Annotated in this window: 24 protein-coding genes; 12 read left to right on the plus strand and 12 right to left on the minus strand. The window is 46.5% G+C overall.

The window, feature by feature from the left end; all coding sequences use genetic code 11:
- Positions 1-37: 37 nt before the first annotated feature.
- From ACKFKH_RS18165 to gvpA, 5 genes are all read right to left on the minus strand, one after another.
- Complete coding sequence (locus tag ACKFKH_RS18165) at positions 38-232, minus strand: hypothetical protein (RefSeq protein ID WP_446859736.1); 195 nt, start codon at positions 230-232, stop codon at positions 38-40.
- Entirely contained in the window at positions 229-639 is a 411-nt protein-coding gene (locus ACKFKH_RS18170) for a gas vesicle protein (RefSeq protein WP_446859737.1), read from the minus strand. Before ACKFKH_RS18170 ends, ACKFKH_RS18165 begins: the two co-directional genes overlap by 4 nt.
- Complete coding sequence (gene gvpN / locus ACKFKH_RS18175; protein WP_446859738.1) at positions 636-1,922, minus strand: gas vesicle protein GvpN; 1,287 nt, start codon at positions 1,920-1,922, stop codon at positions 636-638. The genes ACKFKH_RS18170 and gvpN overlap by 4 nt, the downstream gene beginning before the upstream one ends.
- Positions 1,923-1,951: 29 nt before the next feature.
- The gene (locus tag ACKFKH_RS18180) at positions 1,952-3,058 is read right to left on the minus strand and encodes a hypothetical protein (protein WP_446859739.1); all 1,107 of its coding nucleotides are present in this window, start codon (positions 3,056-3,058) and stop codon (positions 1,952-1,954) included.
- Positions 3,059-3,144: 86 nt separating this feature from the next.
- Positions 3,145-3,363 carry a gas vesicle structural protein GvpA gene (gene gvpA, locus ACKFKH_RS18185; protein ID WP_446859740.1) on the minus strand — a complete coding sequence of 73 codons (219 nt, stop codon included), beginning with the start codon at positions 3,361-3,363 and terminating at the stop codon, positions 3,145-3,147.
- A 772-nt stretch (positions 3,364-4,135) separates the two neighbouring features.
- Between gvpA and ACKFKH_RS18190 the strand changes: the two genes are divergently transcribed.
- Positions 4,136-4,783 (plus strand): hypothetical protein, encoded by a 648-nt coding sequence (locus ACKFKH_RS18190; RefSeq protein ID WP_446859741.1) that lies wholly within the window; start codon positions 4,136-4,138, stop codon positions 4,781-4,783.
- Positions 4,784-4,852: 69 nt separating this feature from the next.
- On the opposite strand, the gene ACKFKH_RS18195 is transcribed toward ACKFKH_RS18190, so the two are convergent.
- Complete coding sequence (locus ACKFKH_RS18195) at positions 4,853-5,185, minus strand: STAS domain-containing protein (RefSeq protein ID WP_446859742.1); 333 nt, start codon at positions 5,183-5,185, stop codon at positions 4,853-4,855.
- A gap of 381 nt (positions 5,186-5,566) precedes the next feature.
- Here ACKFKH_RS18195 and ACKFKH_RS18200 point away from each other — a divergent pair, with 381 nt between their 5' ends.
- The 11 genes from ACKFKH_RS18200 (at position 5,567) to ACKFKH_RS18250 (ending at position 17,472) form a co-directional block, all read left to right on the plus strand.
- Positions 5,567-6,610, plus strand: coding sequence for a polysaccharide biosynthesis/export family protein (locus ACKFKH_RS18200; RefSeq protein ID WP_446859743.1), 1,044 nt, complete (start codon positions 5,567-5,569; stop codon positions 6,608-6,610).
- Positions 6,610-8,052: a GumC family protein gene (locus tag ACKFKH_RS18205; protein WP_446859744.1), complete on the plus strand. Its 1,443-nt coding sequence runs from the start codon at positions 6,610-6,612 to the stop codon at positions 8,050-8,052. The genes ACKFKH_RS18200 and ACKFKH_RS18205 overlap by 1 nt, the downstream gene beginning before the upstream one ends.
- Positions 8,049-9,353, plus strand: coding sequence for an O-antigen ligase family protein (locus tag ACKFKH_RS18210; protein ID WP_446859745.1), 1,305 nt, complete (start codon positions 8,049-8,051; stop codon positions 9,351-9,353). Before ACKFKH_RS18205 ends, ACKFKH_RS18210 begins: the two co-directional genes overlap by 4 nt.
- Positions 9,322-10,314 (plus strand): glycosyltransferase family 4 protein, encoded by a 993-nt coding sequence (locus ACKFKH_RS18215; protein WP_446859746.1) that lies wholly within the window; start codon positions 9,322-9,324, stop codon positions 10,312-10,314. Before ACKFKH_RS18210 ends, ACKFKH_RS18215 begins: the two co-directional genes overlap by 32 nt.
- An 84-nt stretch (positions 10,315-10,398) precedes the next feature.
- Positions 10,399-11,679, plus strand: a complete 1,281-nt coding sequence (locus ACKFKH_RS18220) for a lipopolysaccharide biosynthesis protein (RefSeq protein ID WP_446859747.1) — start codon at positions 10,399-10,401, stop codon at positions 11,677-11,679.
- Positions 11,680-11,875: 196 nt separating this feature from the next.
- Entirely contained in the window at positions 11,876-13,738 is a 1,863-nt protein-coding gene (locus ACKFKH_RS18225) for a hypothetical protein (protein WP_446859748.1), read from the plus strand.
- Positions 13,739-13,770: 32 nt separating this feature from the next.
- Positions 13,771-14,805 carry a glycosyltransferase family 2 protein gene (locus ACKFKH_RS18230; protein WP_446859749.1) on the plus strand — a complete coding sequence of 345 codons (1,035 nt, stop codon included), beginning with the start codon at positions 13,771-13,773 and terminating at the stop codon, positions 14,803-14,805.
- Positions 14,805-15,287, plus strand: a complete 483-nt coding sequence (locus ACKFKH_RS18235; protein WP_446859750.1) for a hypothetical protein — start codon at positions 14,805-14,807, stop codon at positions 15,285-15,287. The genes ACKFKH_RS18230 and ACKFKH_RS18235 overlap by 1 nt, the downstream gene beginning before the upstream one ends.
- Before the next feature lie 25 nt (positions 15,288-15,312).
- Entirely contained in the window at positions 15,313-15,822 is a 510-nt protein-coding gene (locus ACKFKH_RS18240; protein WP_446859751.1) for a glycosyltransferase, read from the plus strand.
- 92 nt (positions 15,823-15,914) lie between these two features.
- Positions 15,915-16,901, plus strand: a complete 987-nt coding sequence (locus tag ACKFKH_RS18245) for a sugar transferase (protein ID WP_446859752.1) — start codon at positions 15,915-15,917, stop codon at positions 16,899-16,901.
- 100 nt (positions 16,902-17,001) lie between these two features.
- Complete coding sequence (locus ACKFKH_RS18250; protein ID WP_446859753.1) at positions 17,002-17,472, plus strand: ATP-binding protein; 471 nt, start codon at positions 17,002-17,004, stop codon at positions 17,470-17,472.
- 137 nt (positions 17,473-17,609) lie between these two features.
- Here the strand turns inward: ACKFKH_RS18250 and ACKFKH_RS18255 are convergent, their stop codons facing one another.
- The 6 genes from ACKFKH_RS18255 to ACKFKH_RS18280 all read right to left on the minus strand — a co-directional run bounded on the left by ACKFKH_RS18255 (position 17,610) and on the right by ACKFKH_RS18280 (position 25,801).
- Entirely contained in the window at positions 17,610-18,773 is a 1,164-nt protein-coding gene (locus tag ACKFKH_RS18255) for a SpoIIE family protein phosphatase (RefSeq protein WP_446859754.1), read from the minus strand.
- 196 nt (positions 18,774-18,969) lie between these two features.
- Complete coding sequence (locus tag ACKFKH_RS18260; RefSeq protein WP_446859755.1) at positions 18,970-21,342, minus strand: ATP-binding protein; 2,373 nt, start codon at positions 21,340-21,342, stop codon at positions 18,970-18,972.
- A 144-nt stretch (positions 21,343-21,486) separates the two neighbouring features.
- Positions 21,487-22,053: a Rab family GTPase gene (locus tag ACKFKH_RS18265; protein ID WP_446859756.1), complete on the minus strand. Its 567-nt coding sequence runs from the start codon at positions 22,051-22,053 to the stop codon at positions 21,487-21,489.
- Complete coding sequence (locus ACKFKH_RS18270; RefSeq protein WP_446859757.1) at positions 22,053-24,209, minus strand: BON domain-containing protein; 2,157 nt, start codon at positions 24,207-24,209, stop codon at positions 22,053-22,055. Before ACKFKH_RS18270 ends, ACKFKH_RS18265 begins: the two co-directional genes overlap by 1 nt.
- 133 nt (positions 24,210-24,342) lie before the next feature.
- Positions 24,343-24,975: a hypothetical protein gene (locus ACKFKH_RS18275; protein ID WP_446859758.1), complete on the minus strand. Its 633-nt coding sequence runs from the start codon at positions 24,973-24,975 to the stop codon at positions 24,343-24,345.
- A gap of 271 nt (positions 24,976-25,246) precedes the next feature.
- A complete protein-coding gene (locus ACKFKH_RS18280) occupies positions 25,247-25,801 on the minus strand; it encodes an Hpt domain-containing protein (RefSeq protein WP_446859759.1) in 555 nt (184 codons plus the stop codon).
- Positions 25,802-25,866 lie beyond the last annotated feature (65 nt).

Consider the following 25,866-nt stretch of genomic DNA (forward strand, 5'->3'; position numbering starts at 1 on the left):
TTGCTTCAATTGTAGAAGGTTGCGGTTAGCTTTTATGCTAGAGAGTTCTCGTTTGATATAGGCGGTTGAGCCACTGGCGACGGGCTTGACTCGATCGCATCCGACCTATTCCAGCAGCAATTCTGGCACGATCGCTTTCACTCAACGATAGCTGACCCAAACGATTGGCAGACCGACAACCAGGAATCACGCGGCTCGTCGCAATTTGCTTCATCGTTTTGACGGTAATCATAAGTCATCTAAAAGCGTTTCTAGGGAGTTGGGAAGAGATTCGGAACTAGATAGCTCTGGAGTCGAAGCGGGACGAAGCGCTTTTAACTCGGTTTCCAGGCTCTCAACGCGCTCTATTAGTTGGCGATTGGACTCTATCAAGCCCTGAGACTGCTGGCTAAAGTGAGGATTGTTTTCCCACCAGTTGATGCCCATTTCTCTCGCTTTATCAACTGATGCAATGAGTAGACGAATGCGAATGTTAATCAACTCTGTCGTCGCAACAGAAATAGAAATGTCTCCAGCAATCACAATGCCTTTATCTAGCACTCTTTCTAAAACATCTGCCAGCGTTGAGCCGGGAGTCGAAGTGGTGATGCCTCTCGCAGTGTCTCGTCCAACCGCAGAGCGCATGGGGCTAGTTGTCATGATTCAACCTCGGCAGGAACTGATTGAGCCGAGAAAAGCCGATCGCGATGCACAACCAATCCTTTTTTCGCCAATGTCCGAATGGCATCCAATGCTTGCACTCGCGTCAAGCCCAAATCACTCTCAATCTGGGCAATTCTCACGGCACCTGATTTCAGCAAATACTCATAAATCTCTTGCTCGTAGGCAATGCTGGCTTCGGTAACAGGCGCTTCTTCTGGTAACGCTTCTGGCAATTCTTCTGGTAATGCTGCTTCGGCGGATTCGGTCAATTCGCGAAATAGCTCGACTAGCTGTTCTTTGACGGTCAATTCTGAGGGTTCTTCCAGTTCTGTAGCGACCTCGGCAAACGGAATGGCATCAGAGGCTAACGTCTCAACGGGAGTTTGTAGTAAATCGTTGTGCAACATGTCATTGAGCGATTGCCAGAGAATCTTAGTTGCATCGTCGATCGCTATGCCAATCCGAGACAGCAACACGTCTGAGCAAATTTCTCGAAAGTCTGCATTCATGGGAGAGACGGGAATCTCATGTTCTTGGCAAACTTTGGCGATCACCAGGCACGATCGCAGTCCCGAAATTTTTTCACCTTTGGTTTTGACTCGAAAGGCTTTGACCAGGCGAACAATTATCAGGGCACTGGCGCGATCGATTTCAGTTTTTTGCACCAAAATCTCTTGCTGAGTCAACTCATCTGGCTCAGGCATCGTGATCGTCACCAACCGATCCATTAGCGCATCTTGAGTCGAGTGAACACCGCAATACTCTTCTGGATTAGAGGTAAAAATTGCTCTAAAGTTTGGATTGACGCGAATATATTCCGTCCGATTGCTGCTGGGGGGAAGGACTAACAGCTTCTCTTCTAAAGCAGACAACAGAACGTTATTCACCTCTGGACGCGATCGATTAAATTCGTCATAGACCAGCGTAAATCCTTCTCGACAAGCCAGCGTCAACCGAGAATCAACCCAGTTTTGCTTAAGTTCATCCTCAATTTTGACAACGCTGTGAATGTAGTTATCGACTACTTTTTTGCGCGTGTAGCCAGACTGATTGCCGATCAAATCAGAGCTTTTGGACTCATCATCTCCATAGATCAACATGATTGGACGAGTCAACAGATCAGCTAGATGAAGCGCCAATGTGGTTTTACCCGTCCCGGCTGGGCCGCGCAGATGTACGGAAAATCCAGATTGCAAATAGCGCAAAGCTCTAACAGCAACTCGCTCGATCGAAGGTGTACTGACAAATCGGCGGGGGCTGGCACGAAGAACAGTCGTCACAGTGATGAATCCTCAACTAAACAGTGGAATTAAACAGTGAAATCTTCTTGAATGCGGTAAACACGATCGCGCTGTGTCACTAACCCTTTTTGAATCAGCGATCGCAAGGCATCCACCGCTTGAAACCGACTGATTCCCAACGACGACTCGATTTCCGTGAGCCGCGCACCTTCCATCAAATCGATGTACTGATAAATTTTTTCTTCGTAGTCGGCTTCGAGAATGGGAGCCGCGATTTTGGGCAGGATCGCGCTAGTCGGTTGGGCTATTTTGACTTGGGCTGGAGAAGCCTCTAAAACCGTTGCAGGAAGAGGCGTAGAAGCTTTTAGCGGAGCGGCAGACTTCTGAGCGATCGTGGGCACCTCAATCGAAGCATCTCCCCAAACAGCACTTTTTAGACTCGCGTGATATTGCTGAATTTGCACTCGAAACTCTGCCAGACTTGCCAACAAAGCCTTCATTTCGGTGGTGCGATCGACTTGGTTTTGGTGCAGCCTTTCGGTCAATTGTGCTGCTTGTTGTTGTCGGGTAGCGCTGACTTCTGATAAGTAGGTTTGGAGATTCGATCGCAAGGTCTCTGTAAAAGCAGCTAGATGTCGAGTCAGACGAATTTGCGTTTTGAGGCGCTGTTGTCGGCTCTGATCAAGCAAAAGGTCTGTTTCGATCTGTAAGTCTTGAAGCTCTGATTGAATATCTTGACGTAGAGAAGACACGCTTTCATTTAGAGCAACTCGAAAGCTCTGAAGATCATTGGCCAACTGCTGTGCCATTAATCCTCTTTCAACTTCTGTAACTGTCAAAAAACTCGCGGTTTGCTGTTGAAGACGTTGGACAAATTCACTTAAGTGTTGGGCAACTTGTTGAGACTGCTTTTGACGCTGCTCTTTTGCCTCGGTCAAAAAAGATTGAGTTTTGTCCTGCAATTTTGAATAGAAGGCTTGAAACTCTGCATTGCGAACACGATCGTTACTCAGCAGCGTTTCTCGAAATAAACTTAGGTCGCTACGAAGCTGAGAGGCTTTTTCCTGACGGTCTTTCTGAGTCAACGTTAAAGCTTCACTCACCTGTCTCCGACGCTGGATTGCTTCTTGTTGGCGCTGCTGTTTTTGCTGTTGCCAGGAGTCTTTCAAAGCCATGATTAAAAGCGTTTTTGCAGAGGAGATTTATCTGAGTAAACAATGAAACTGGGGAGCGCCAGACTCAACCCCCCAGCATCTAACTTCTAAGCAGAAGGAACAGCAGCTTGAGAGGTCAAACCAACTGCTTCGGCATACTTCAAATAGGTTTCAACAGAAGCGATAACGATGCGAGCTTCGATCGCTAACAGTTCAATCCCGACGAGCGAAACGCGAACCCAGGCATCAATAACGATCCCTTTGTCGAGAATGCGATCGACGACTTCAGCCAAGCTAGAAGAGGAGTTTACTTTTTCAACAGCCATTGTTGTAATTCCCTGAACATGAGTGATTAGATTTCAGTCTGCCGAATCTCTTGGTTTAGACTTGCTTCAGAGTTTTCGGCTTCTGTATCAAGGTACGCTTCGGACAAGTTGAATTTGATTAGCGCAAACACGGAAGATCAAATGTCGTTTATTTAAACCGCTAGAGAAATTACTGATCCTTTGACTAAAGTTTCAGCATTAACCCCTAGAAATGGAAGATAGTAACCAGGAAAGGCAAAAGACGGACTCCGGCAAACCTGGTCGATAACCCTATGCAAATTCACTGTGGGTGAGCTTTTGCTCCACTCGCTATCGAGAAGAGATCGACCGAGATTGGCTAAGGATCGTGAATTGAATAAGATCGATAATTGCCTAGTTGCTTCGCCCCCTAAATCCCCTATTCTGGGGGACTTTGAGAAAGCAGACATTCTAGAATTTAAGGCAGTTTCGCGGTTCAAAGTCCCCCAAATTTGGGGGATTTAGGGGGCAGAAGCCGAATTAAACGAAGCGAAACCGCGAGAATTACAGGTTGTTTAATTCACGATCCTAATTCTTTTTTTGAAGAAACTAAGCTATGGACAACCTCATAGTGGATAGTTTTATTGATCCCCCTCTGGATCGTCTAGTAAAATTTCTATAATTTTTTTTAATCATTCTAACGGTATAGTGTCATTCACTCTGCTGATAGAGATAAAACACCGTTAGCAGATTCTAAAGTGATGCCAAGTGTAAATCCTTATCAAAAGACTATCGTTCTTGGGGAGTTAAAGACATGGCATACGCTAATAGACCTGTTGTTGACGCTACGACAATCCAACCTGTTGCTGACTACCACGATCGCGTTCGTTGGGGCCCGATCATTTCTGGACTGGTTGTTGCATTAGCCTCTCAATTGATTCTCACTGGGATTGGGGCAGCCATCGGCGCAACCACGATCGCCAATTCGGGTGCTCCTCGCTCAAACTTGGATGAAGTCGGCAGTGCCGTTGGTATCTGGTCGATCATCAGCCTGCTAATTTCGCTGTTTATCGGTAGCTGGGTAATGGCGCGGGCTTGTGGCCCCATGAATCGGGGAACCGCGATGCTGAATGGAGCCATTCTTTGGGCAACTACGTTGGCGCTGAGTGCTTACCTGCTAGCAAGTGGCGTTTCGGGTGCGTTTGGGATTATTGCTTCTAATGCAGGCGAGGTTGCCAATCAAGTCATTCCAGGGGGCGCGGCCAATGCACCCAATGTGGTTCCTAGCCCTGGCGTGACAGCTGATCAAACCCGTGATGCTGCGGGTGGTGCGGCTAGAGCGGGTTGGTCGTTTGCGATCGGTTCTCTCTTAGGCTTGGTAGCTTCCTTGGTTGGGGCCGCTGCTGGTGCACGGAGTCCTCGCACAACGACCACTGCTTACACAGAGCCGACGGTTCGATAAATTGGTTGTTTGACCATCCTCTCTTTCCCCTTGTTCTTCTAGGACGGGGGAATTTTTTTATTTAGTTTTTTAAGAAATTAAACTTGATGGCTGCGATCGCTCAAAGCTGTCTCGGTCGGAAAAGATTTCAAAAAATTGCTCAACATCAGTGAGTTCAAACACGATTTTGACTTCATTAGAAACTGAACAAAGAGAAAGCTTGCCTCCCTCTGCTTTAACGGTTTTGAGGGCAACGATCAACAGCCCCAAACCAGAACTATCCATAAAGCTGACCTCTTTAAAGTCAACTAAGATATTTCGTACTCCAGTACTGAGACTACTATTAATTTCCTGGTTAAACAGGTCAGCTTGAGTGCTGTTTAAGATTCCAGAAGGATAAAGAACTTTGATTGTGGGGTTCATAAGGGTATACCTGTCAAGAGCAAGGTTGAGATAGAACACTTTAATATTCAGGCAACAATCCGTGCTATCCGCACTATCCTAACGTGGTTAACATACCCTTGATACTTGTATTAATAACTTGAGTGTATTCTACAGCGTGCTTTTTATGCGGCTGGTCTTACTTCAGTAGATTAACTTAGCCCTGAGCTAGGTTACAGAAGTAAAAGAGCTTTTTAAGTAATCTCACTCAGAGAAGGAAGATGAGTTCTGTTTTATCTTGACAGCAATCGGAGTTCTAAGATTATTCGTATTTCTAGCATGTCTACCATCTGAAACTGTTTGTTCAAGCTCTGCGCGATCGCGTCAGCCAGTTTGCCCTGCTGTTAGCTTGAGGAATTGAAAATGAAAAAGAAATTGATATTTTTAAGTATTCTCACGGGTACGATCGTCACGCTAATTGCTAAACCTTGCCTGAGTTTGCCGCTCTCACCCGGCGATCGCCTCAAAGTTTCGATTCCTGAAGGCGAATTGTTTAATGGTATTTACGAGGTCAATATTGATGGGACGCTTCAGATTCCCTATTTGCCGCCGATTCGCGTTGCCGGACTAGAACCTGCTCAAATCGAACAAACGCTGTCCCAAACCCTGCTCGAAAAGCGACTGTTTAATCCCCGTTTTTTGCAAGTCACCATACAGCCTGTAGAGTGGTCAGCCATTCAAGTTAGTGTCGCAGGTGCAACCTTTGAGCCGGGTCGTCTCTTGCTCAATCAGCGTAGTCCCGAAGCGCGGGCCCGCATCACCCAAGCATCCGGAGACTATCCCCCAGAGCGGTTTTTGATTGCGGCTATCCGAGAAGCAGGAGGTGTCATGCCCAACGCCGATGTGAAGAACATTCGCCTGATTCGTAACGGACAAGCCACGACGATCGACCTTTCTGGCGTTTTTTCTGGAGAAATCATTCAAGACATTCCCTTGGTGGCGGGTGATCAGATTATTGTGCCCGATACTCAAAAAGTGCATCCTGAGCTAATTCGCCCCTCTCAGATCACGATTCCGGGCGTGCGCGTATTTTTATCCAATCTGACGCAGCCCGCCAGCAGCAATTCGGGTGCCTCAGTGAACAAAGATGCGACGGCTTTTGTCTATGGTTCTCGTTTGTCTCAGGCGGTCATTGCAGGAAACTGCGCCGGGGGCAGCACCGAAAATGCCAAACGTCGAGCGCTGCTAGTTCGTACTGATCGTATGACCGGAGAAACGAAAGTCATGGAACGCCCGATCGAAGATCTGCTGCGAAAAACCAACGACGATGCGACCAATCCTTTTCTGATGCCGGACGATGGCATCGCTTGCTATGACTCCAAAATCACCAACATGAGGGGTGTTGCGGATACTCTGGGTGCCATCTTTTCTCCCTTCTCACTATTGCTGAATCTGCTTAGAAAATGATGAATGCAACCAATCAAGCCCTCCTAAAGCCTGCCAAAAAAGGACGATGGCAACGCTATGTCTTTATGGGTCTCGTCGTCAATTCTGCGATTTGGGGCACAACGCTGTTTTTTCTTAAGGTCGCAAAACCAACTTACATCAGCGAGTGGGCGTTAATTCTTCCAGGGTCGGGGCCAGGGGTGAGCGTGAATTTGCCAGATATTGGTCAAGCAAGTTCTTCGAGTAGTTCGCCGTTTGGTGGCCCGACTCAAGATCCTAGAGCCAACTATCAGTTCATCGCGACCAGTGAAACGGTGATCAAAAAGGCGGCGGCGATCGTCAACCTTCCTCCTGAGAAGTTTGGAGAACCTAAGATTAAGCTGCTCGACAACACCACGATTATGAAGTTTGAGGTGACGGGGGGCAGCGCTCAAGAGGCTCAACAAAAGTCACGAGCGCTCTACAAAGCGTTGGTCAGTCAGTTGACCCTACTGCGAGTTGAGGAATTAGCCCGACGCGATGATGGCATTCAGTCCACGTTGCAGTCAGCGAAAGCTAAACTTGTTGAGGCCCAGCAGGGACTTTCTGAGTTTAAGTTGAGGTCTGGATTGAGTTTTCCAGGGCAGATCGACAATCTCTCGGTCAATGTAGAACAGTTGCGTCGTCAACGGGCTGAAGTCATCGCGCAACAGCAGCAAGTGGGCAATCGGCTTCAACAACTGTCTGCCAGTCTAAAAATTTCGCCTCAGCAAGCTGCCAGTGCTTTTGTGTTGCAGGCTGACCAACTGTTTCAGCAAAACTTAAAAGACTACAGTGAAGCCAGCGCGACGTTATCCGTTTTGTTATCAAAGTGGGGAGACAACCATCCCAGTGTGATCAAGGAGAAAGCCAGACTAGAAGCGTCTCAAGCGGCAGTGTCCGATCGCAGTCGATCGCTCCTTGGTCGTGCAATCGATCCACAAATGCTGGGGGCGATTCAGCTAACGGCTAACGAATCGGGCCGGGCTGGGTTGTTTCGGGATCTGGTGGCTGTGCAGGCTGACTTTCAAGGATTGACCGCCCAAGCTGAGTCGATCGACCAGCAAATCAAGCTTTTAGAATCACGGCTCAACGGGCTGGCTCAGGGACAAACGACCCTGGAAAATATGAAGCGAGAAATGCAGACGGCAGAAGCGGTTTTTGCGTCTACAGTGGCGAAATTGGATCTGGGTAAGTCCGATATTTTTACAGCTTATCCACTGATTCAAATGGTGCAAGAACCGAGTTTGCCCGACAAAGCGAGTGCTCCCAAAAAGTCTCTCGTGATTGCCGGGGCGGTAATCGGGTCTATTTTTTCTAGTGGGGGGTTTGCTCTGCTCTGGTGGCGTAAGCGGCTGATGGCGATCGCGCGTAGTCCAAAGTCCTCGGTTTCTTCTCTACCTGCGTTGCCGATCGATCCCACGTTGGGCAGTGAAAAGGCATGATCAAACCAGAAAATTTTTCTGAGAAAGTTCTGTGGTACTGCCTGCTGTGGACGTATGGGTTCTTTATTATTGGAGGATTGTATGTCGTTGGATCGGTGGTCGGCTGGATTTTATTTGGCGATCTAATTGGTCAGTTGTGGAACCAGACCGATGACACGCCGCTAGAAGATCAGATTCGCATCCCGTGGGCGACCTGGGTGTGGATTGCTGGAATGCTGATGATGGAAGTGGCCCTGGTTATGGGTCATTTAGATTTCAATCTAGAAACCAGCATGATCATCAAGTCGTCGATCGGGTGGGCAAAGGGTTGGGCATTGTTAGCTGTGTTTCCTTTAGTGGGCGCGATGAAGATCCGACCGCAGTTGCTTTATCGAATCGCCTGCATTATTGGATTGCAAACGCTTGTGTTGTTCCCACTATTCTTTTTAGCGTATCTGGCGCATTTACCACCGTCTCCTTATGTATCACCACTCCGGTTGATTGGTGGCCCCGGCCCCGAATTTTTTGCGCCCAGCCTCTATGAAATTGATCCCAGTAATGGTCAACCCCGGTGGCGACTGTTTACCCCCTGGGCCCCTGCACTCGGTTTTATGGGTAATGTCTACTTCTTCTTAGCGCTTGAGGAAAAAGATCCCAAATGGCGGTTTTTAGGCATCGCTGGATCAATTTTTATGTGTGTAATTTCGGTGTCTCGTTTAGCGTTGTTGGCGTTTCCCGTTGTACTGGTAATCACGCGCACATTATCGAGTTTGTCTCGTCCGGTTCCCCTAATTGGTTTAGGCGTTCTCACTTGGATTGGCGGAATCGTTTCACCAACTATTTTAGGAGCCTTACAGGACTTCAAAGAAAAGTTCAAATCCGCTAGAGCCGCCTCTTCGCGAGTTCGAGAAGCTTTGGGGAGAATTGCGGTTGAACGATGGCAAACAGAAGCCCCGATTTGGGGACATGGCATTGTTGAACCGGGGCCGCATTTAGTTGAATTTATGCCGATCGGGTCGCATCATTCCTGGTTTGGGTTGCTCTATGTCAAAGGGCTGGTTGGGTTTGCTGCGCTGGCGATTCCACTGGCTTATAGCTTTGTTGATTTGGCGGTGAAGTCTCAATCTAGTAGAGTAGCCAGACTGGGGTTGAGTATGGTGTTTATTCTATTTCTCTACACCTTTGGCGAGAACTTAGAAATTTTGGCTTACCTTTTTTACCCCGCTCTCATCATCATGGGGATTGCCTTTAAGGAACCCGTTAAAATTTTTGCCCCTATTGAAATTGATCATGAAACCAAAAATCTTACAAGTACTGGATGACCATAGTATCGGCGGTGTCACCCAAACGATGCGCTGTTTGTCACAGTCTCGATTAGGCGATGAGTTTGAGTTTAGAGTAGTGCGATCGCATGAAGTGTTACCGATTCTGCAAACCAATCATCCTGACATTGTGATCTTTCGCAATCCGTGTTCCTGGAAGCGATCGCTCAATCTATCTCTAATCAAGCTCTACACCAAACACTTAGTCATTCACGAACACCACTACTCGGCTGGATTTGAAGCGCACAATGTTGAAAATTTAGCTCGATTTCGATTCATGCTCAGGCTTTGTTACGGAGTGGTCGATCAAGTAGTTTCTATCTCTGAAGGGCAGCAAAAATGGATGCAGCAAAACCACCTAGTTTGCCCTAAAAAACTCACGTTAATTAATCAGTGCTGTGTTTGTCAGAAGAACTTTACAGTGCCCTCAAAAATTCTTAACCAGCCATTCGTTTTGGGTGCCTATGGTCGCTTTTCTAAGCAGAAGGGATTTGATGTTTTGTTGCAGGCATTTCGTCTCGTATCCGACCTCGATCTGCAACTCAATCTAGGGGGCTATGGTGAAGATGAAGCCCTGCTCAGACAACTCGCTCAAGGGCAAACCAACGTTAAATTTTGGGGCACTGTTCAAGATGTTCCTGCCTTTTTATCTGCCTGTGATGTCGTGGTGATTCCTTCTCGCTGGGAGCCTTGGGGCAATGTCTGCGTCGAGTCCAAAGCGGCAGGTAAACCTGTGATTGTCTCTGATGTGGATGGACTCAGTGAGCAGATTCAGAATTGTGGAATTTTGGTCTCACCAGATGATCCACGATCGCTAGCAGATGCAATACAAACGATCGCGGCTCTCCCAGCCGAGACATTAGAAACTTGGGGAAATAATGGGCGCGAATCCGTGAGAAATGCCTGGGAAATGTATGTCAGTTCTTGGGAAGGGTTGCTCAAAAAAACCTTGAATTCTTGAGGTGATCATTCCCATAAGTTGGGAATTCTAAATTCAAATTGGTGCAATACCTCAGACAGATTTTTAACTTGTGGGGATGCTCCCGTGAACGCTCTTAAAGTCGTAACTAGTTTTTTTAAGCAAAAATTTTCGAGCCAATTTATTCGTAATTTGAGTTGGCTGAGTGGTTCAGAAGTAATCATTCGAGTGTTTCGTCTGGGCACGACTGTCACGCTGGCTCATTTCTTAACAGCCTATGATTATGGTCTAGCGGCCGTTGTGTTGACGACTAATGAATTTGTTCAAGTATTTACTAAGTTTGGGATTGGTTCAAAACTCATTCAAGTCGAAGAAGAACGGTTGGAGGAGCTATCGATCGCGGCCTACTGGCTCAATTGGATTATCTATCTCAGTCTATTCATCACTCAATGTATCGCAGCGTTTCTAATTGCATGGTCTTACCGTGACGATCGCTTGATTCTTCCCATTTGCACGATCGCACTTGTTTATTTAATCGTTCCGATTGCCTATGTACAGTCGATCCTGATCCAGCGTGAGAATAAACTGAAGGTCACAGCCGTTACCAATGTATTGCAGGTTTCATTAGATAATTTATTAACTGCCTGCTTTGCGGCTTTAGGATGGGGCATGTGGGCGATCGTGTTGCCCAAACTTTTAGTGGCTCCCATTTGGGTGATCATTTACTACAGAAGTCACCCCTGGCGGCCGACTCAAGGCTTTTCGACTCAGTATTGGGGGGAGATTGCTCGCTTTGGGCGCAGCGTCTTAGGCATCGAGCTTCTCAAAACCCTCCGCAACAATTTAGATTATTTGATTGTAGGCTGGTTTATTAGTATCGAAGAGTTGGGCGTTTACTACTTTGCCTTTAATGCGGGGTTGGGAATTAGCTTGAGTTTTATCAATGCCATCAACTCAGCGCTGTTTCCTCATTTGTGTGCAGTGCGATCGAATTGGTTGCAGTTTCGCCAGCGTTATCTGAGCAGCTTTAGGACGATCGCATTAATTATCATTCCCGTCGTCCTATTGCAATCTAGTTTGGCTCCTATTTATGTTCCGCTTGTATTCGGTCAAAAGTGGATTGCAGCGATTCCAATTTTAATTTTAATCTGTTTATCAGCTATCACGCGCCCGTTCGCAGATGCGGCTTCTCAGGTGTTGCTGGCAGTAGGTGAGCCAGGTTTAGATTTATTAGCAAGCTGTATGTTTACAGGTATTTTTGCAGCAGGTTTGCTGATTGGAGTTCACTGGCATGTTTTGGGTGTTGCAATTTCTGTTTTAGTGACCCACGTTGTGTTTCAGACTTTATTTACCTTGTGGACAACTCGCTATGTCTTTAGGCGATTTGAAAGCATTAAAGTCGTGTAAGTAAATCTAGAAGAGAACCTGAGAAAGTTTGCTGTGGGCGGGTTTGCAGGATTTGGAAAGTCAACTTTTACCAGTCAGCTAGGTTAACTTTTTTGAGCATAAAGTGTATCAGTTGAGTCAATCAGTCGCGTAAAAAATGCCGCATCAGGTGTCGGTTGATTAAGAGTGTCAGGTAAACGGAAGTAAGGTTAGAGAAATGGCAGGCTTATATGCAATGTTGGGTCATTCTGATCGCGATCGCATTCAACAATCCGTTGATCGTCTAATCTGTTTTCCAGGGGAATCGGTGGAGACGATCGTTGAGGAAAATTTAGCGATCGCTTGGGTGAGCCATGATCCCTCTGACTTGTTTGCGCCTGCTTATCATGCTGAAACGGGGGTGCGTGTCATTACGTCGGGGCGGGTCGCTTGGGAAGAGTCAGACTGGTCACGGGCTGAAGGGCTAAGTCAATTTACGGGAGGTTTGAGTAATCGTCTGCTGCTTGATCGCTACTTGTCTGGTGGCGTTGCTGCAATCGAACGATTTAATGGCTCTGCACTTGTCCTCATTTACGATCCACGGGAGCAAACTGTTCATTTACTAACTGATCATTTTGGTTTCTATCCAACATTTCTATATTGTGCTGAGTCAGCTAAGAACTGTATAGTTTCGACGTTCCCCGATGCGATCGCTAATGATTCTCAAACTCATACAACATCTGATCGTGTATCGATGGCAGAGTTTTTGCGGGAATGGAAAATTACGCCTCCTCACACCTATTACAACGAAATCAAATATGCAGGTGCTGCGAGTCATTGGTGCTGGCAACTCAAGGATTCTACTTCCTGTCATCGAGTCTACTGGCAACCCTTTCAAACTGGATTCGCTTCTAGCTTCGATCATGCAGTAGATAACTTGACTGAAGCCGTTCAAACTGCAATCAAAATCCGCACGCTACCTCGTCTTTCTCCCGTTGTGACTTATGTGAGTGGCGGTATGGATTCTCGCGTGATTCCTTTTGCTGCAAATGATTCCTCTAGTATGTATGGAGTTAATCTCTATGACGTTCCAAATCGGGAGTCTGCGATCGCTCAACAACTCTGTGAGGCTTCGGGTGTCGAGTATGTAGGCTATGCCAGGGATAAAGATTACTATCCCCGCTGGATGCGTCAGGGAGTCGAGATTTCGGGTGCGATGTGGTCGGTCGAAGACAATCATTTTTTAGGCACTTTAGAGACGATACAAAAGCTGGGAGCCAAAACGGTATTGGCTGCATTTCCAGTAGACGATTTGTTTAAGGGAGCCTGTCTTGAGCAGCGCTATGTGCAATTTTTAGGGCGCAATCTTCCGTTTTTTCAGTTTGATGAAACTGCTGTTAGAGGCTTCTTAATGGAAGACCCGCCTCGACCTGCCCCGCCTGAATTTGCAGAAGCGATCGACCAGCGTTTACAAAACTGGTTTGGTGATCTACCTCAAAAACTTCGCACCGATGAACAGCGTCTGCAAGTAGAAGATCGACGAGTCCGACCAGGGTGCTATCAACCAGGACTATCTGACAACATGATGTTTCGCATCGTACCCTATGATATTTTTCTTGCTGATCGCGCGATCGCCGACTGCTACAGCCAAACTCGTCCTCAATGGAAAATTAACGCCACTCTCTGGAGCCAAGTCGTCGCTCGCATTTGTGGAACGTCGATCGTCGATGCCAATCGGGGCTGGCGGCCGGGTGCCTCTCATACTGAGAAACTGCTGATCTTTGCAAGTGGCTGGATACAGCGGCGATGGGTCAAATCTCCAAAAGTGCAAAACAGTCCTGCCACTGACGGCTCCTGGAGCAACTTGGGTTGGTATGCCGTTCACAGTCCGACGCTGAGAGAGTTATGGGAAAGCGTTTCTGAGGACGATCGCCAACAGATTACCGCCTTGTGGGGGAGCGATCCCTGGAGCATTCCTCTCAGTGACTGGGCAAAACCTGCAACCCTGACCGCCAAAGGAATGTGTCACACTCATTCTCCTTATGGATTGTTTCGCATTCTCACACTGCTAAATCACTGGTCTATTCAGTGTTCTACCTAGTAATTTCAGATTAATCACTACCCGAATCTCTTATGAACAAAGTCTCTGTCATTATGCCTGTCTATAACGTTGAAAACTATGTTGCTGAAACGGTTCGCTCAGTGTTAGCGCAGACGTACACGAATTTTGAGTTTTTGATTGTTGATGATGAGTCGCCTGATCGCAGTGTTGAGATTTGTCGCCAGTTCCAAGACCCTCGCATTCGGATCATTCACCAAAAAAATCGTGGATTGGCAGGCGCGAGAAATACTGGAATTCGCAATGCTCAAGGCGACTATATTGCTCTACTTGACAGTGACGATCTCTGGTTGCCTGAAAAACTAGAAAAGCTGGTGGGTCATTTGGCACGATCGCCGCATGTAGGCGTTACCTTTAGTCGCTCTGCGTTTATTGACGAGTCGGGCAAGCCGTTGGGGACTTATCAAATGCCTAAACTGCGGGACATCACGGCTCCTTATTTAATGTGTCGCAACCCGATCGGGAATGGATCGGCTCCTCTGATTCGTCGTCAGGTGTTTGAAGAGATTAAATATGCGGCTAATCTCTATGGTCATGTAGAAGACTTTTATTTTGATGATCAGTTTCGTCAGTCAGAAGACATTGAATGCTGGATTCGGATTGTCTTACAAACGCAGTGGCAGATCGAAGGCATTCCCGACGCGCTGACCCTCTATCGAGTTAATTCTGAAAGCCTCTCGGCCAATGTGATGAAGCAGCTTGACTCCTGGGAAAAGGTCATCGCCAAAACGCGCACCTATGCCCCTCAAGTAGTCGCTCAATGGGAAAACACGGCTAGAGCCTACCAACTGCGCTATCTCGCCCGTCGCTGTGTCCGAATGCAAAATGGAGCGATGGCTGTCAAACTGTTTCATCGATCGCTGCAAACTCGCTGGCAAATCTTGTTAGAGGAACCGCGCAAAACCTTGATCACGCTGGTGGCGGCTTATCTACTCTGGCTATTGCCCAAACCGCTGTATCGCTGGAGTGAAACGATCGCCCTCAAAATCTCAGGAGCCAGTCAAAAGCGGCAAATCTTACAAGAACAGGTATCAGGAGTGTCAGGCTAATGAAAGTTTTATTGGTGTGCTCGGCAGGCGGACATTTCAAAGCAATTTATCAGCTGCGATCGTTTTGGGAAACTTGCGATCGCCGTTGGGTGACCTTTCGCACCCCCGTTACAGAAGCGTCTCTAGAGGGCGAAAAAGTAGACTGGGCTTGGAGTCCGACTAATCGCAATTTTCCCAATCTGTTAAAAAATCTAGTTTTAGCGTGGACGGTATTGAGGCGCGATCGACCGGATGTGGTGATTTCGACGGGGGCTGGGGTTGCGGTGCCTTTTCTAGCGATCGCTAAACTGTTGGGGAGTCAAACGGTCTTTGTCGAATCGATCACGCGGGTCACTGACTTGAGTCTGTCTGCCAAACTTGCACGCCCTTTTGTCAGTGTGCTGTATGTTCATTGGGCAGAATTGCAACTGCGCTACCCTCAAGCAGAATTGATCAATCCTCAAAAAGTCACGCCTGAAGGAATGGCACCTGTCGAGTTTTAAATATTCAGGAAAATAGGTAATCGCGATGATTTTTGTCACTGTTGGAACGGAGCAATATCCCTTTAACCGTTTGATGAATTGGGTTGAGACATTACTAATTCATGGATTTATTCAAGAAGAAGTGATTGTGCAATATGGATCTTGTACCAATCTTCCTCAAGGCGTTTTGGTCTATCAATCTCTGAGAAGCGATCGTTTTGCAGAACTGATTAACCGAGCGAGACTGGTGATTAGTCACTGTGGAGAAGGCTCGATTTTACTGCTCGAAGAAATTGGCAAGCCTTATATTCTAGTTCCGCGTAGCCATCGGTTTAAAGAGCATGTTGACGATCATCAAGTTGAGTTAGCTACTGCCCTGTCACAAGCGGGTGCAACGGTTGCCTGGTCACCTGGAGATTTAACTCGATTTCTAGAGTCTCCTCAAAGTGCCTCCTTGTCTGCTTTATCGACTACGGCTGCTGTCGCTTTATGCGATCGACTCCATACCCGCTTTAATCAACCTCACCCGATGGACATTCAAACCTGTAGCACTTGATCCGCTGTGGGAGTCCTGAACCTGAAGGCTAGATCATTCACTTTGTATTGATCATTTTGTATTGATCATTCACCCCCTTTTATCTTGATACTATGGCTAGTCAACCTATTGAATTTCCGGTCACGATCACAAATGGAACTCATCTTGTACAGTTGCCCTCTCGTTTGACGGTGACGGAAGCGATCGCCTTTAAAACAAAATGCAAACAACTGATGCAAGAAAACCCTACTCGAATGATTCTTGATTTTGGTCACACCACCTTTATCGACAGTAGTGGGATTGGCAGTTTGATTAGCTGTCTGCGATTAGCCCAGTCGATTCCCGCTGAGGTGATCTTGTGGAGCGTTCACCCTGAAGTGAGAATGGCGTTTTCTCTGGCCGATCTGGATGATATTCTCAAAATCGAACCCGCGACTCAAGCCCTTGCGCCTACTGCTACTTGTCGATCGCAGCATCGTCCCCCGATTACGCATCCATCTGTGCGATCGAAAGTAAAACGAATCGTTGATATTCTTGGTGCGCTGGTTGGTTTGGGCATTACGGCACTGTTGTTTGTGCCGATTGTGATTGCCATTAAATTAGATAGTCCTGGCCCAATCTTTTTTCGACAAACCCGCTGTGGTTGGATGGGCAGACGCTTTCAACTCTGGAAGTTTCGATCAATGGTCACCAATGCTGAGGCGCTCAAATCACAGGTCAAAAATGAGGTCGAAGGTGCATTTTTCAAGAATGCTCAAGATCCCCGAATTACCAGAGTGGGGCGATTTTTACGCAAGACGAGCTTAGACGAACTGCCCCAATTTTGGAATGTTCTACTTGGCGATATGAGCCTGGTTGGAACGCGCCCCCCGACGGCTGATGAAGTTGATCGCTACGAAGTTCCCAATTGGCAGCGGCTAGATGTAAAACCTGGGATGACGGGGGAATGGCAAGTGAATGGGCGATCGCAGGTTTCTAACTTTGAAGACGTGATCCAACTGGATCTACGCTATCAAGAACGCTGGAATTTAGTCTATGACTTGAAGCTAATTTTGCAGACCATTCTAGTGATTTTTACAAAGAACAAGGGTGCTTTTTAGTCGAGATATCTAGAATAATGAAGGTGAGAGTTAGCGCTTCATTAAATTTTGGTGCTGTGGCACGGTTAGTCGAATTGTGATATTGGTTCAGGTGCGGGTCATGCCAAATTTTGAGGAACATCACCAACTGATTCGAGAGGCTCATATTCAGGTTAAGACAGACTTAGATGAAGTCGATCAAGTGATGCAGTGGTTTGAGCAATTTAACCAACCTCCCCTTCCGTGTGATTTCTGGATGCAGGGAAAGCTTGCCATAATGGAAGGACTAACTAATGTCATTCGTCATGCTCACAAATCTTTGCCTGTCTCAACGCCGATCGACCTGACCGTCAAGCTTTTCTCAGATCAGTTAGATATTTCGATTTGGGATGAGGGGTGTCCGTTTGATTTTGAAGCTCTGTTGGAGAGTGTCGATCGACAATTTTCTCACCCATTAGAGCGTGAGGCGCATTGGGGCGGCGTATTGATGCGAAAGTTGAGAGAGAAACACCACTGGACAATTAACTACCGATGTCCGGCTGATCTTGCAACTCATCGCAACTGTTTATCAATACAAAAAGCATTTTCTTAAACCCTGCCCCATAAAACACCATCTTCTACACATGGGTTCAGTGGATCGTAAATAATTTTTAGTGCAGCACTGAATGCAACAATGTCAATTTGCGATCTATTTGTTGACTTCAGACTATTGACTTTAGCCGCCCAAAGTTAACTGCCATTAAACTTGACTTGCAGCACAGAACAATCATCCTGAAAATGTTCGCTGTTGTTCATGACTCTGGCTTTTTGTAGAAGATGATCCAGATTGTTATGGATGGCGGTATCAGGGTCTGTCAACAGATCAATAAAGCCATCTAACCCCCACATGCTGCCGTCGGGTTGATTGACTTCATAGATGCCATCACTGAAGATATAGAGCGTACTGGATTCATCGACAACACAGCGATCGCTGATATATTTTGCATCTGGAAACATACCGATCGGGTTGCCGCGCGTTTTAAGCTGCTTGACTTGAGGGGCTGCCCCTTCCACATTAGACAACAAAATTGCAGGAGGATGACCTGCACTGGCATAAAAAAGCTGGCGCTTGGGACGATTGTAAATGCCATACCAGATGGTGAAGTATTGATCGTTTTGATTGTCCATCTGAAAGGCTTCATTGAGCGCTTGCAGTACAATGTCAGGCCGATAAAAATTTGCGCCCGGTAAGGACTGCGATCGCAATAAGTTTTGCACCGATACCGAAGGCAGCGCTGACCCTAACCCATGTCCAGACACGTCAATCAAATAGATCATCAAAAAATCAGGATCAAGCCAGTAATAGTCAAAGCAGTCACCCCCCAACTGTTTGGACGGCAAAAAACGAGCGTCGATCGTCACTTCTCCGGTCATGGGTTCTGGAAGGAGCGATCGCACATATTCCGCAGCTTCGGCAAACTGGGCTTCTAAAATCTGCTTTTGAATTTGTAATTCTTGAGACGACTTTTGTAGGGCATGAAAAACTTGATAGAGGCGCAATCCTGCTCTAACTCTGGCGTGTAGCTCAATCCCTTCGATCGGTTTGCAGAGAAAATCATCGGCCCCTGCATCCAACCCTGTGACCCGATCTTGAACAGCGGTGCGAGTCGTGAGCAAAATAAAGAACGTGTGGGCCAACTCAGGAGTCGTCTTGACCCAGCGGCAAACTTCCAGTCCATCCATTCCTGGCATCTGCCAATCACAAATAATCAAGGCTGGACGAAACTTGAGAGCTTTGGTCATGCCATCCTCCCCACTATCCGCCAAAATCACATCATAGGTCTGACCCTGAAGCGTCTTTTGTAACAGGAGTCGAGTAAAAGGATCATCATCAATAACTAAAATCCGAAACATGGAGAGGATTAGCAGCGTTATGCGCTGAAGATTAGAGAGTAAATCGTGAATAGAACTGTGGATGACATAACTTGCAAAGTTAATCTAGCCAGCAGAACTGCTTTTAGTGAATTAAATCTTTGATCAGACCAATGTCACTTTCTATTAAGGGTTATCGAAGGTACAGTGTCAGCCGAGATAATGCTGAAATGTAGATTTAGCAGGACTTTTTTTGCAGGTGATTCAAAGCAACTTTAACTTGTTCATATTCGATCTGTAGTTGCAACACCTTGTCTGCACTTCCGATAAAAGTATTTGATTTACCGATCGCTTCCACATTTTCACAAAGTTGAGCTAGCGAGACCGCGCCCAGAGAAGCACTACTTGACTTGAGTGTATGAGCAGCGCGCCTGAGCGCAACCGAATCGGCTTGAGCGATCGCGTCACTCATGGCTTGCAGCAGTTTGGGAGCCTCTGTCAAATAACAGTCAATCAGTTCTGACAACACTTCTTGAGCATCGTCTCCTAACATTCTTTGAATGGATTCCAGTGCCTCACGCTCAAGAATCGAAGATGCAGGTTGACTTATCTCCTCTCGGCTTCCGCCTCCCTCCTCACAATTGATCTGTCTACGACACTGCTTTAACGCTTGGATCAAGGGTTCAACTCGAATTGGCTTGCTCAAAAAGTCATCCATACCAGCCGCGAGACACTCTTCACGATCGCTCTGCATGGCGTTGGCGGTCATGGCGATAATGCGTGGGCGAGTCTGGAGCGTCCATTCTTGACAAATCTGCTCAGTGGCGGCGAGTCCATCCATTTCTGGCATCTGCACATCCATCAAAACGACATCGTAGGGCTGTCGGCGTAGCGCGTCCAGAACTTCTAGCCCATTGCTCACAACATCTGCTTGATAACCCATATTTTGCAGAATTAGCACCATCATTTTTTGGTTAACCAGATGGTCTTCTGCCAACAAAATTCTCAGAGGATGTTGGGCAAACTTTAGGTCAGTTTGTAGAGATTCTTCAACACTTCTGGCTGTAGAAACGGTTGCTTTTGAGGTGACTTCTAAAACTCTTTTGACGACGATCGTAAAGTAAAATGTGCTGCCTTGATTGGGCTGACTTTCGACCCAAATGCGACCACCCATCAACTCACTTAATTGTTTGCTAATGGCCAACCCTAACCCCGTTCCTCCATATTGTCGAGTGATCGAAGAATCAACCTGACTAAAGGCTTGAAACAAACGATCGCGCTGCTCTAATGAAATACCAATTCCGGTATCTTTGACTGCAAACTCAATCTCAACCAGATTCAAATCACTGATTTCACGGGCGATCGCTGAGATAGATATGCTGCCTGCTCTGGTAAATTTAATTGCATTTCCTAACAGATTCACCAGGATTTGTCTCAGTCGTGTTACGTCTCCTACGACGATCGACGGCAATGATTGTGAATCTAAAAAGCGAAGGCTCAGATTTTTTTCTGCGGCTTTGAGGGTCAGTAAATCGACTGCTTCTTGAACACAAGTTCGGACATTAAAGGGGTATTCTTCTAGCTCTAGTTTGCCAGAACCAATTTTAGAAAAGTCAAGAATGTCATTGATAATGGTTAGTAATGCATCGCCGCTGCTGCGAATAATTTCAATATAATTTCGCTGTTGGGGGGTGAGTATCATCTCTAAAAGTAAACTGGTCATGCCAATCACGGCATTCATCGGGGTGCGAATTTCGTGACTGATCATGGCCAAAAACTCACTCTTAGCAAGTTCCGCCTGTTTGCGCTCGGTGATATCTCGAATGGTATAAACAAAGCCCTGAAAATCTTCAATTTCTCCTTGAGTGATTGCACAAGAAACGGCGATCGGAATCTTTTTGCCAGTTTTGGTTTGGCAGACTGCTTCTACATCTGTAAATAAGTCACTGATCGGAAGAGGAGTCGCAGAAAGTTGAGTGCCAGGATGGGTAAAATATTCGTCTGGCAAAAGGGTAGAAATGGGCTGGCCTACACAGGCAGAGTCACGATCGTCAAATAGCGCTTGGGCAGCAGGATTAATGGTTTTAATCGTTCCTGATAGCGTTGTCACAAGTAATGCGTCTGGCATTGAGTTGATGACTTGATCGATATAATTTTTGGAAGCGGTTAGCGTTTTTAGAAATAGATTAGACTCGTTTGCACTTTGGACGAGTGCTTGTTCTAAAATCATTCGTTCTGTAACATCTTCGAGAAGGATGATCAGCTTGTCTTCAAAGTCACGATCGACCTGACGTTCGAGAATGTGTAAATCCAGGTAGATCGAAGCAGGCTGATATCCGTCAGTTTGAAGTGCCCGCAGGATTCCTTTAAGTTCAAAAGTGGAGTGTTGTTTTTGCAAAATCGCGCTCAACATGTCTTCTAATCCGACTAGCTCAGGAAATCCATGACGGACATCGCCACCAGGACTCACTTGGTCAGGACAGTCTGCAAATCTCTGAGCGCCCACAGAGGCCTCTACGATCGTCAGATCGCGATCAATAACCAGACATTCCATATGGCTAGGAGTGAGAAATCTGCTCAAAAGATTGGGCTGAGAGTGAGGTAACGTCATAAATCAAAAATCAATAGAGCAGCGTTAAAGAGCGATTGCTTCAAAAGTGGATTTAGATGAATATTAAATCTGAATATTAAATTAACAATGATGTATGTGATCTAAATTGTTTTATCGAATCCGAAGTTATTGAACTGAGACTTGCTACATTTCAAAAATCGACTGAGCCAACTGTTGAAAAATTTCATCGACCTGTCCACCTGTCTTTGCTGAGGTCGAATAAGCGCCCACAATGTGGGGTTGTTCAGCAAATTGGTGTAGCTGTAGAAGTCTAGTCAGCGTGTCAGCCTCAATCAAATCAGACTTATTCAAAGCCACGACGATCGCGCCTTGAGGATTAACTGTGAGAAACTGTTGAATATGTTGAGTCAAATGCTCTAGAGTTTCTTCGCGCGTCACATCAGCCACAATGATTGCTCCCTTTGCGCCTTGGAGATAGGTAGGTGCGATCGCCTTAAATCGAGTATTTCCTTCAATGTCCCAAATCAAAAGCTGTAGGTCTTGGGCAGGAAACTCGATTGTTTTACGAGAAATTTTGACCCCAACCGTTGAAAGATACCGATCGCTAAACTGACGATCGACAAAACGACGAATCAGACTCGTTTTACCCACGCCAAAATCACCGACAAGGCAGATCTTTTTAGAAATCGTAGTCATGACTGGTTGATTTTCACCGTTTGACTGAATCAGTGTAGCTTGATAAGTCAACATTATTGTTCTCTCTGTGCTGTGAGACTCGTCATTGGGATCGCTTCCAACACTACACACCGACTTAACCAGGCTGGCTGGGTCGCGTCAACGCCCGGTGGAAGCTCGATCGTGCCCGCAATTTGTAGACGACGCGGATCAATGCCCAGACCAATCAGCGCTTTCTGGACGGACTGAGCGCGTTTTAGGGCCAGGGACTGATCGGTGATCGCATTCCCACTCGGTTGACTGTGCCCAATGATGTGCAAACGAGTCCTTGATTGCTGCTTGAGAAATGCGTGAACTTGAGGGATTTTTTTCCTCAAATCATCTGAGTTTAACGTGGTCGAAGCAGACGAAAAGTAGAATCGAGTTTCCAGACGATCGGGTTGCACCTGCACTGTATTAGAAACCGACTTGACTCCTGGAATTCTCGCAAAGGCTTGAGTGATCACGGCGGCATCTGCACCCTGGCTAATGGTGCCCTCGATCGTGACCTGATTTGCGAGATACCGGGTCGAAATGGCAATGCCAGCGATTTGATTGAAGCTTGCCGCCACTCGCTTGACCTCTGCTGACGTGAGCATGGGATCAGGGGGCACTTCGACGGCCAGAATTTGATTCTCGATCGACCACTCTTTAGGTGTAACTTGGCTGACAACTTGTTCGGCTTTTTGGCGTAATGCCAGGTTGGGCACCTGTCCGAGCAGTTTGAGTTTGCCAGAATTGACTTCAGCATTGAGACGATAGACCGCTAATTCTGGAGTTGATAACAATGCTGTGGTGGCCGTCTGTGTAATCTGACGATGAACGCCATCGCGATACTGAAAAAACTCAAAAGGAATCACAATTAGACTCACAACAGTCAATCCAACCATCAACAGAGGAGAAGCCCCTTTTTTGACTGCTACTGACTTTTCTGCATGGGTATCTCTCAGCGCTTCTAATGTTGTATTCACGACTGCGGGGACTGCATCAGGATTGCCATCAAACTGCTCGATCGCCCCTCCCTGATCTTGAATTAAATGACTGAGCGTTCTTCTGACAGTGGGCATGAATGAGTTGGGAGGCTCACCGCGCACGACGATCGCTAGATAACAGTGTCCCGCTACTTCAAGGAGAATTTTGGAGGCACCATAGTCAATTTCATTGAGTTCTGAAACGCCGCTCGATTGCACAATACAGTCATTCGCAAAGCTACGAATTGCAGTCAGCATCCCGGCGATCATGTCAGACTCTAGGCGCTCGCTGTCGGTGCGTTGAATATCAGCAATTACGAGTCCAGACATTTTTTGAATCAGAAACACTGCCTGCACCGTGAAAGGCATTGCCTCTCGCAAAATTAGCTCTGCTTCAGAAACTCCCTGCACTTTGGCGCGAATTTTTCGCTTGATCCCGTCTACGCTTAGCGTGTCTTCGACCTGTTGATTAATGGCTCGAACTGTTTCCGCGAGGTATTTAGAAATGGTGCCGCCAATGATTGGATACAGCGCATCGACAACAGAATCTTGTTCAATTTCGATTTGCTTTTTGAGTGCTTTACCAATCGTAGGTGCGATCGCTGTAGACATCTCTTCGGGAGCATTTGCGATCTGTTGAGTAATTGCTGAAGGAATCGCTGGAGCCAACGCCGTCCCCATGCTGGTTTGATTTTCTGTAACCCGCTCTTCGATCACACGATCGATGATTGGCGACAATGCCTGAATGACTTCTGCCTGAGATTGGACAACGGTACGGTTCAGAAGTTCTACAACCCAGGGAATGAGTAGATCCAGGAGTTCTGAGGGTTCGTGACGCGATCGGTCTGACTCGCTCAACACAACTTTCTGTCGCTCAAGTGTCACAGAGTCATTGAGGCGATCGAAATCAAACGACAGTTGTTCATCCTGTAAATGAGGAGATGTTTCAATGGATGATTCAAAATTGGAGTTAACAAAAGTGTCTGTACTTTCTTCTTTAGCTTTTGCTTCGATAACTTCTTCAATAACTTCAACTTCTTCAATAACTTCAACTTCTTCGATAACTTCAACTTCTGTAATGTCGCTATGAGCAGCTATGGAGTGTGTTTGAGGTGAATCAATGACTTTGAGGTCAACCAGTAGACTGAGCAGGCGATCGACTTGCAGTGCTTCATCCTGAGTTAGTGCCGATTCAGGGGTAGAATCTTTTGCCTGAGTCATGTTTGTCTTTCTCCTTGACCAAACTCCTCATTACGCTTGAGGCAGAGAATTGCAACACGCGCAAGTAGGGCGACGATGATTAGACGAACTGGGGCACGGTTGCAGCACCCCAGCTATCTATCTGCATAAGGCTTTAATGATGAGTTAACTCTTCTGCAAGTTTGCGTGTGGCCAAAAGAGGAACATGTTCTTCTCTATTACCATTGCCGTTAGCAACTTCTCGCAGTTTGGGAATAAACTCGGTGCCCTTCAAGCGCATTCCTAATTCAAACAGCGTTTCTGCAATGTCGTCTTTAGAAACTTTAGTTTCTCGCAGTTGTGAAAAGCGGCGATCGAGTTCTTCTAGCACCAGATCTCTCAGGGCACCCACATCGTCTTGAAGTTTGGCTTTAGATTCAATTAACTCACTGCGAATTGAGGAAGTGTGAGCATCGATCGCTTCGTCCAAGATCTGCACACTATTAGAGAATTTTTTGTTGAGCCGATCGACTTGTTGACGCAGATCAATACATTCTTCTTGAGTGGATGAATTGTATGATTTCAGTTTTTTCTCTAGAGACTCCACACTAGCCTTGAGTTCTAATGAAAAGCCGGACTTGATTTGCTCAATGCGATCGCGCATCTCTTGTTGCAGCATTGAAATGTCGGATTCAACTTTACCGAGTCGGTTGTCGTATTCGCGTAGCTGTGTCCCAAAAATGATGTCTCGAATCTGGTCAATGTTGCCGAGCTTTTCCCGCACTTCGTCCTTTGTGATATCACTCATCGTCTTACCTTCACGTTGTGAGAACTGATTGTTTTGACCGGGGATGTTGCGCTCAAATCAGCAAACCGGATCACTGATCAGTACGCCTGTATGCCAGAATCTACTGAGAAATTAAGTCATACAGCCTCTACTGTTCCCTTTCTTTATGAAGAAGTAGCACGTTGCCCGTACTTTCTTTTACCGTGATTCTACTGAGGTTTTGGCAGGGCGATCGAGCATTCTCTGTCAAGTGACTTTAAAGAACGTGCAATTTCAATTGAGTGTGTGACATTCAAGCTTGCTGTAGTCCTTCAAGAAGTTTTTCAAGCTCGGCTTTAATCTGTTGGTGTTCTGCTTCCAGTTGCCAAACTTTTTCGATAGACTTTTCCACGGACTCGGTTTGCGCTACGATTTCTAGCTCCCGACAAAGGCGAGAAAAGCGAGTTGCACCCAGAGCAGTACTGCTAAGTTTGAGGATGCCCGCAACCTTACGAACTTCTTGAGTATCGTCAAGTTCGATCGCCAGACGAATCACCTGTAACCGTTCACAAAACTCAGACAAATAATGATGAGCAAAATCTGAAAGCACGATCGCGGCCTTATCTCCGCTCATCTGTTTGAGAAATTGAAAAATAGTTAGATCGAGGGTGGGCAAATCTGAATGTGGAGCGCTGAGGTTAGTTGTAGAAAGTGTTGATTGATCAAGCTGTGGATTTACCTGTTGACTAAACAGATATTTACTAAAAGCGGCAATCAATTCAACTGGTCGAAGTGGCTTACAAAGATAATCATTCATACCTGCCTTGAAACAAAGATGACGATCGCCCAGTGTAGTATCTCCAGTCAAAGCAATAATCCAGGGTATGTCAATAGTTTTGTGTCAAAGGTGAAAAGTTAGAGGGGAAATCGGTC

The sequence above is a fragment of the Phormidesmis sp. 146-20 genome (assembly GCF_052939475.1).

Coding starts and splice junctions, on each gene's coding strand:
- ACKFKH_RS18165 (WP_446859736.1), bottom strand. CDS start 232: ATGATTACCGTCAAAACGATGAAGCAAATTGCGACGAGCCGCGTGATT.
- ACKFKH_RS18170 (WP_446859737.1), bottom strand. CDS start 639: ATGACAACTAGCCCCATGCGCTCTGCGGTTGGACGAGACACTGCGAGA.
- ACKFKH_RS18180 (WP_446859739.1), bottom strand. CDS start 3,058: ATGGCTTTGAAAGACTCCTGGCAACAGCAAAAACAGCAGCGCCAACAA.
- gvpA (WP_446859740.1), bottom strand. CDS start 3,363: ATGGCTGTTGAAAAAGTAAACTCCTCTTCTAGCTTGGCTGAAGTCGTC.
- ACKFKH_RS18190 (WP_446859741.1), top strand. CDS start 4,136: ATGGCATACGCTAATAGACCTGTTGTTGACGCTACGACAATCCAACCT.
- ACKFKH_RS18195 (WP_446859742.1), bottom strand. CDS start 5,185: ATGAACCCCACAATCAAAGTTCTTTATCCTTCTGGAATCTTAAACAGC.
- ACKFKH_RS18200 (WP_446859743.1), top strand. CDS start 5,567: ATGAAAAAGAAATTGATATTTTTAAGTATTCTCACGGGTACGATCGTC.
- ACKFKH_RS18205 (WP_446859744.1), top strand. CDS start 6,610: ATGAATGCAACCAATCAAGCCCTCCTAAAGCCTGCCAAAAAAGGACGA.
- ACKFKH_RS18210 (WP_446859745.1), top strand. CDS start 8,049: ATGATCAAACCAGAAAATTTTTCTGAGAAAGTTCTGTGGTACTGCCTG.
- ACKFKH_RS18215 (WP_446859746.1), top strand. CDS start 9,322: ATGAAACCAAAAATCTTACAAGTACTGGATGACCATAGTATCGGCGGT.
- ACKFKH_RS18225 (WP_446859748.1), top strand. CDS start 11,876: ATGGCAGGCTTATATGCAATGTTGGGTCATTCTGATCGCGATCGCATT.
- ACKFKH_RS18230 (WP_446859749.1), top strand. CDS start 13,771: ATGAACAAAGTCTCTGTCATTATGCCTGTCTATAACGTTGAAAACTAT.
- ACKFKH_RS18235 (WP_446859750.1), top strand. CDS start 14,805: ATGAAAGTTTTATTGGTGTGCTCGGCAGGCGGACATTTCAAAGCAATT.
- ACKFKH_RS18240 (WP_446859751.1), top strand. CDS start 15,313: ATGATTTTTGTCACTGTTGGAACGGAGCAATATCCCTTTAACCGTTTG.
- ACKFKH_RS18245 (WP_446859752.1), top strand. CDS start 15,915: ATGGCTAGTCAACCTATTGAATTTCCGGTCACGATCACAAATGGAACT.
- ACKFKH_RS18250 (WP_446859753.1), top strand. CDS start 17,002: ATGCCAAATTTTGAGGAACATCACCAACTGATTCGAGAGGCTCATATT.
- ACKFKH_RS18255 (WP_446859754.1), bottom strand. CDS start 18,773: ATGTTTCGGATTTTAGTTATTGATGATGATCCTTTTACTCGACTCCTG.
- ACKFKH_RS18260 (WP_446859755.1), bottom strand. CDS start 21,342: ATGACGTTACCTCACTCTCAGCCCAATCTTTTGAGCAGATTTCTCACT.
- ACKFKH_RS18265 (WP_446859756.1), bottom strand. CDS start 22,053: ATGTTGACTTATCAAGCTACACTGATTCAGTCAAACGGTGAAAATCAA.
- ACKFKH_RS18270 (WP_446859757.1), bottom strand. CDS start 24,209: ATGACTCAGGCAAAAGATTCTACCCCTGAATCGGCACTAACTCAGGAT.
- ACKFKH_RS18275 (WP_446859758.1), bottom strand. CDS start 24,975: ATGAGTGATATCACAAAGGACGAAGTGCGGGAAAAGCTCGGCAACATT.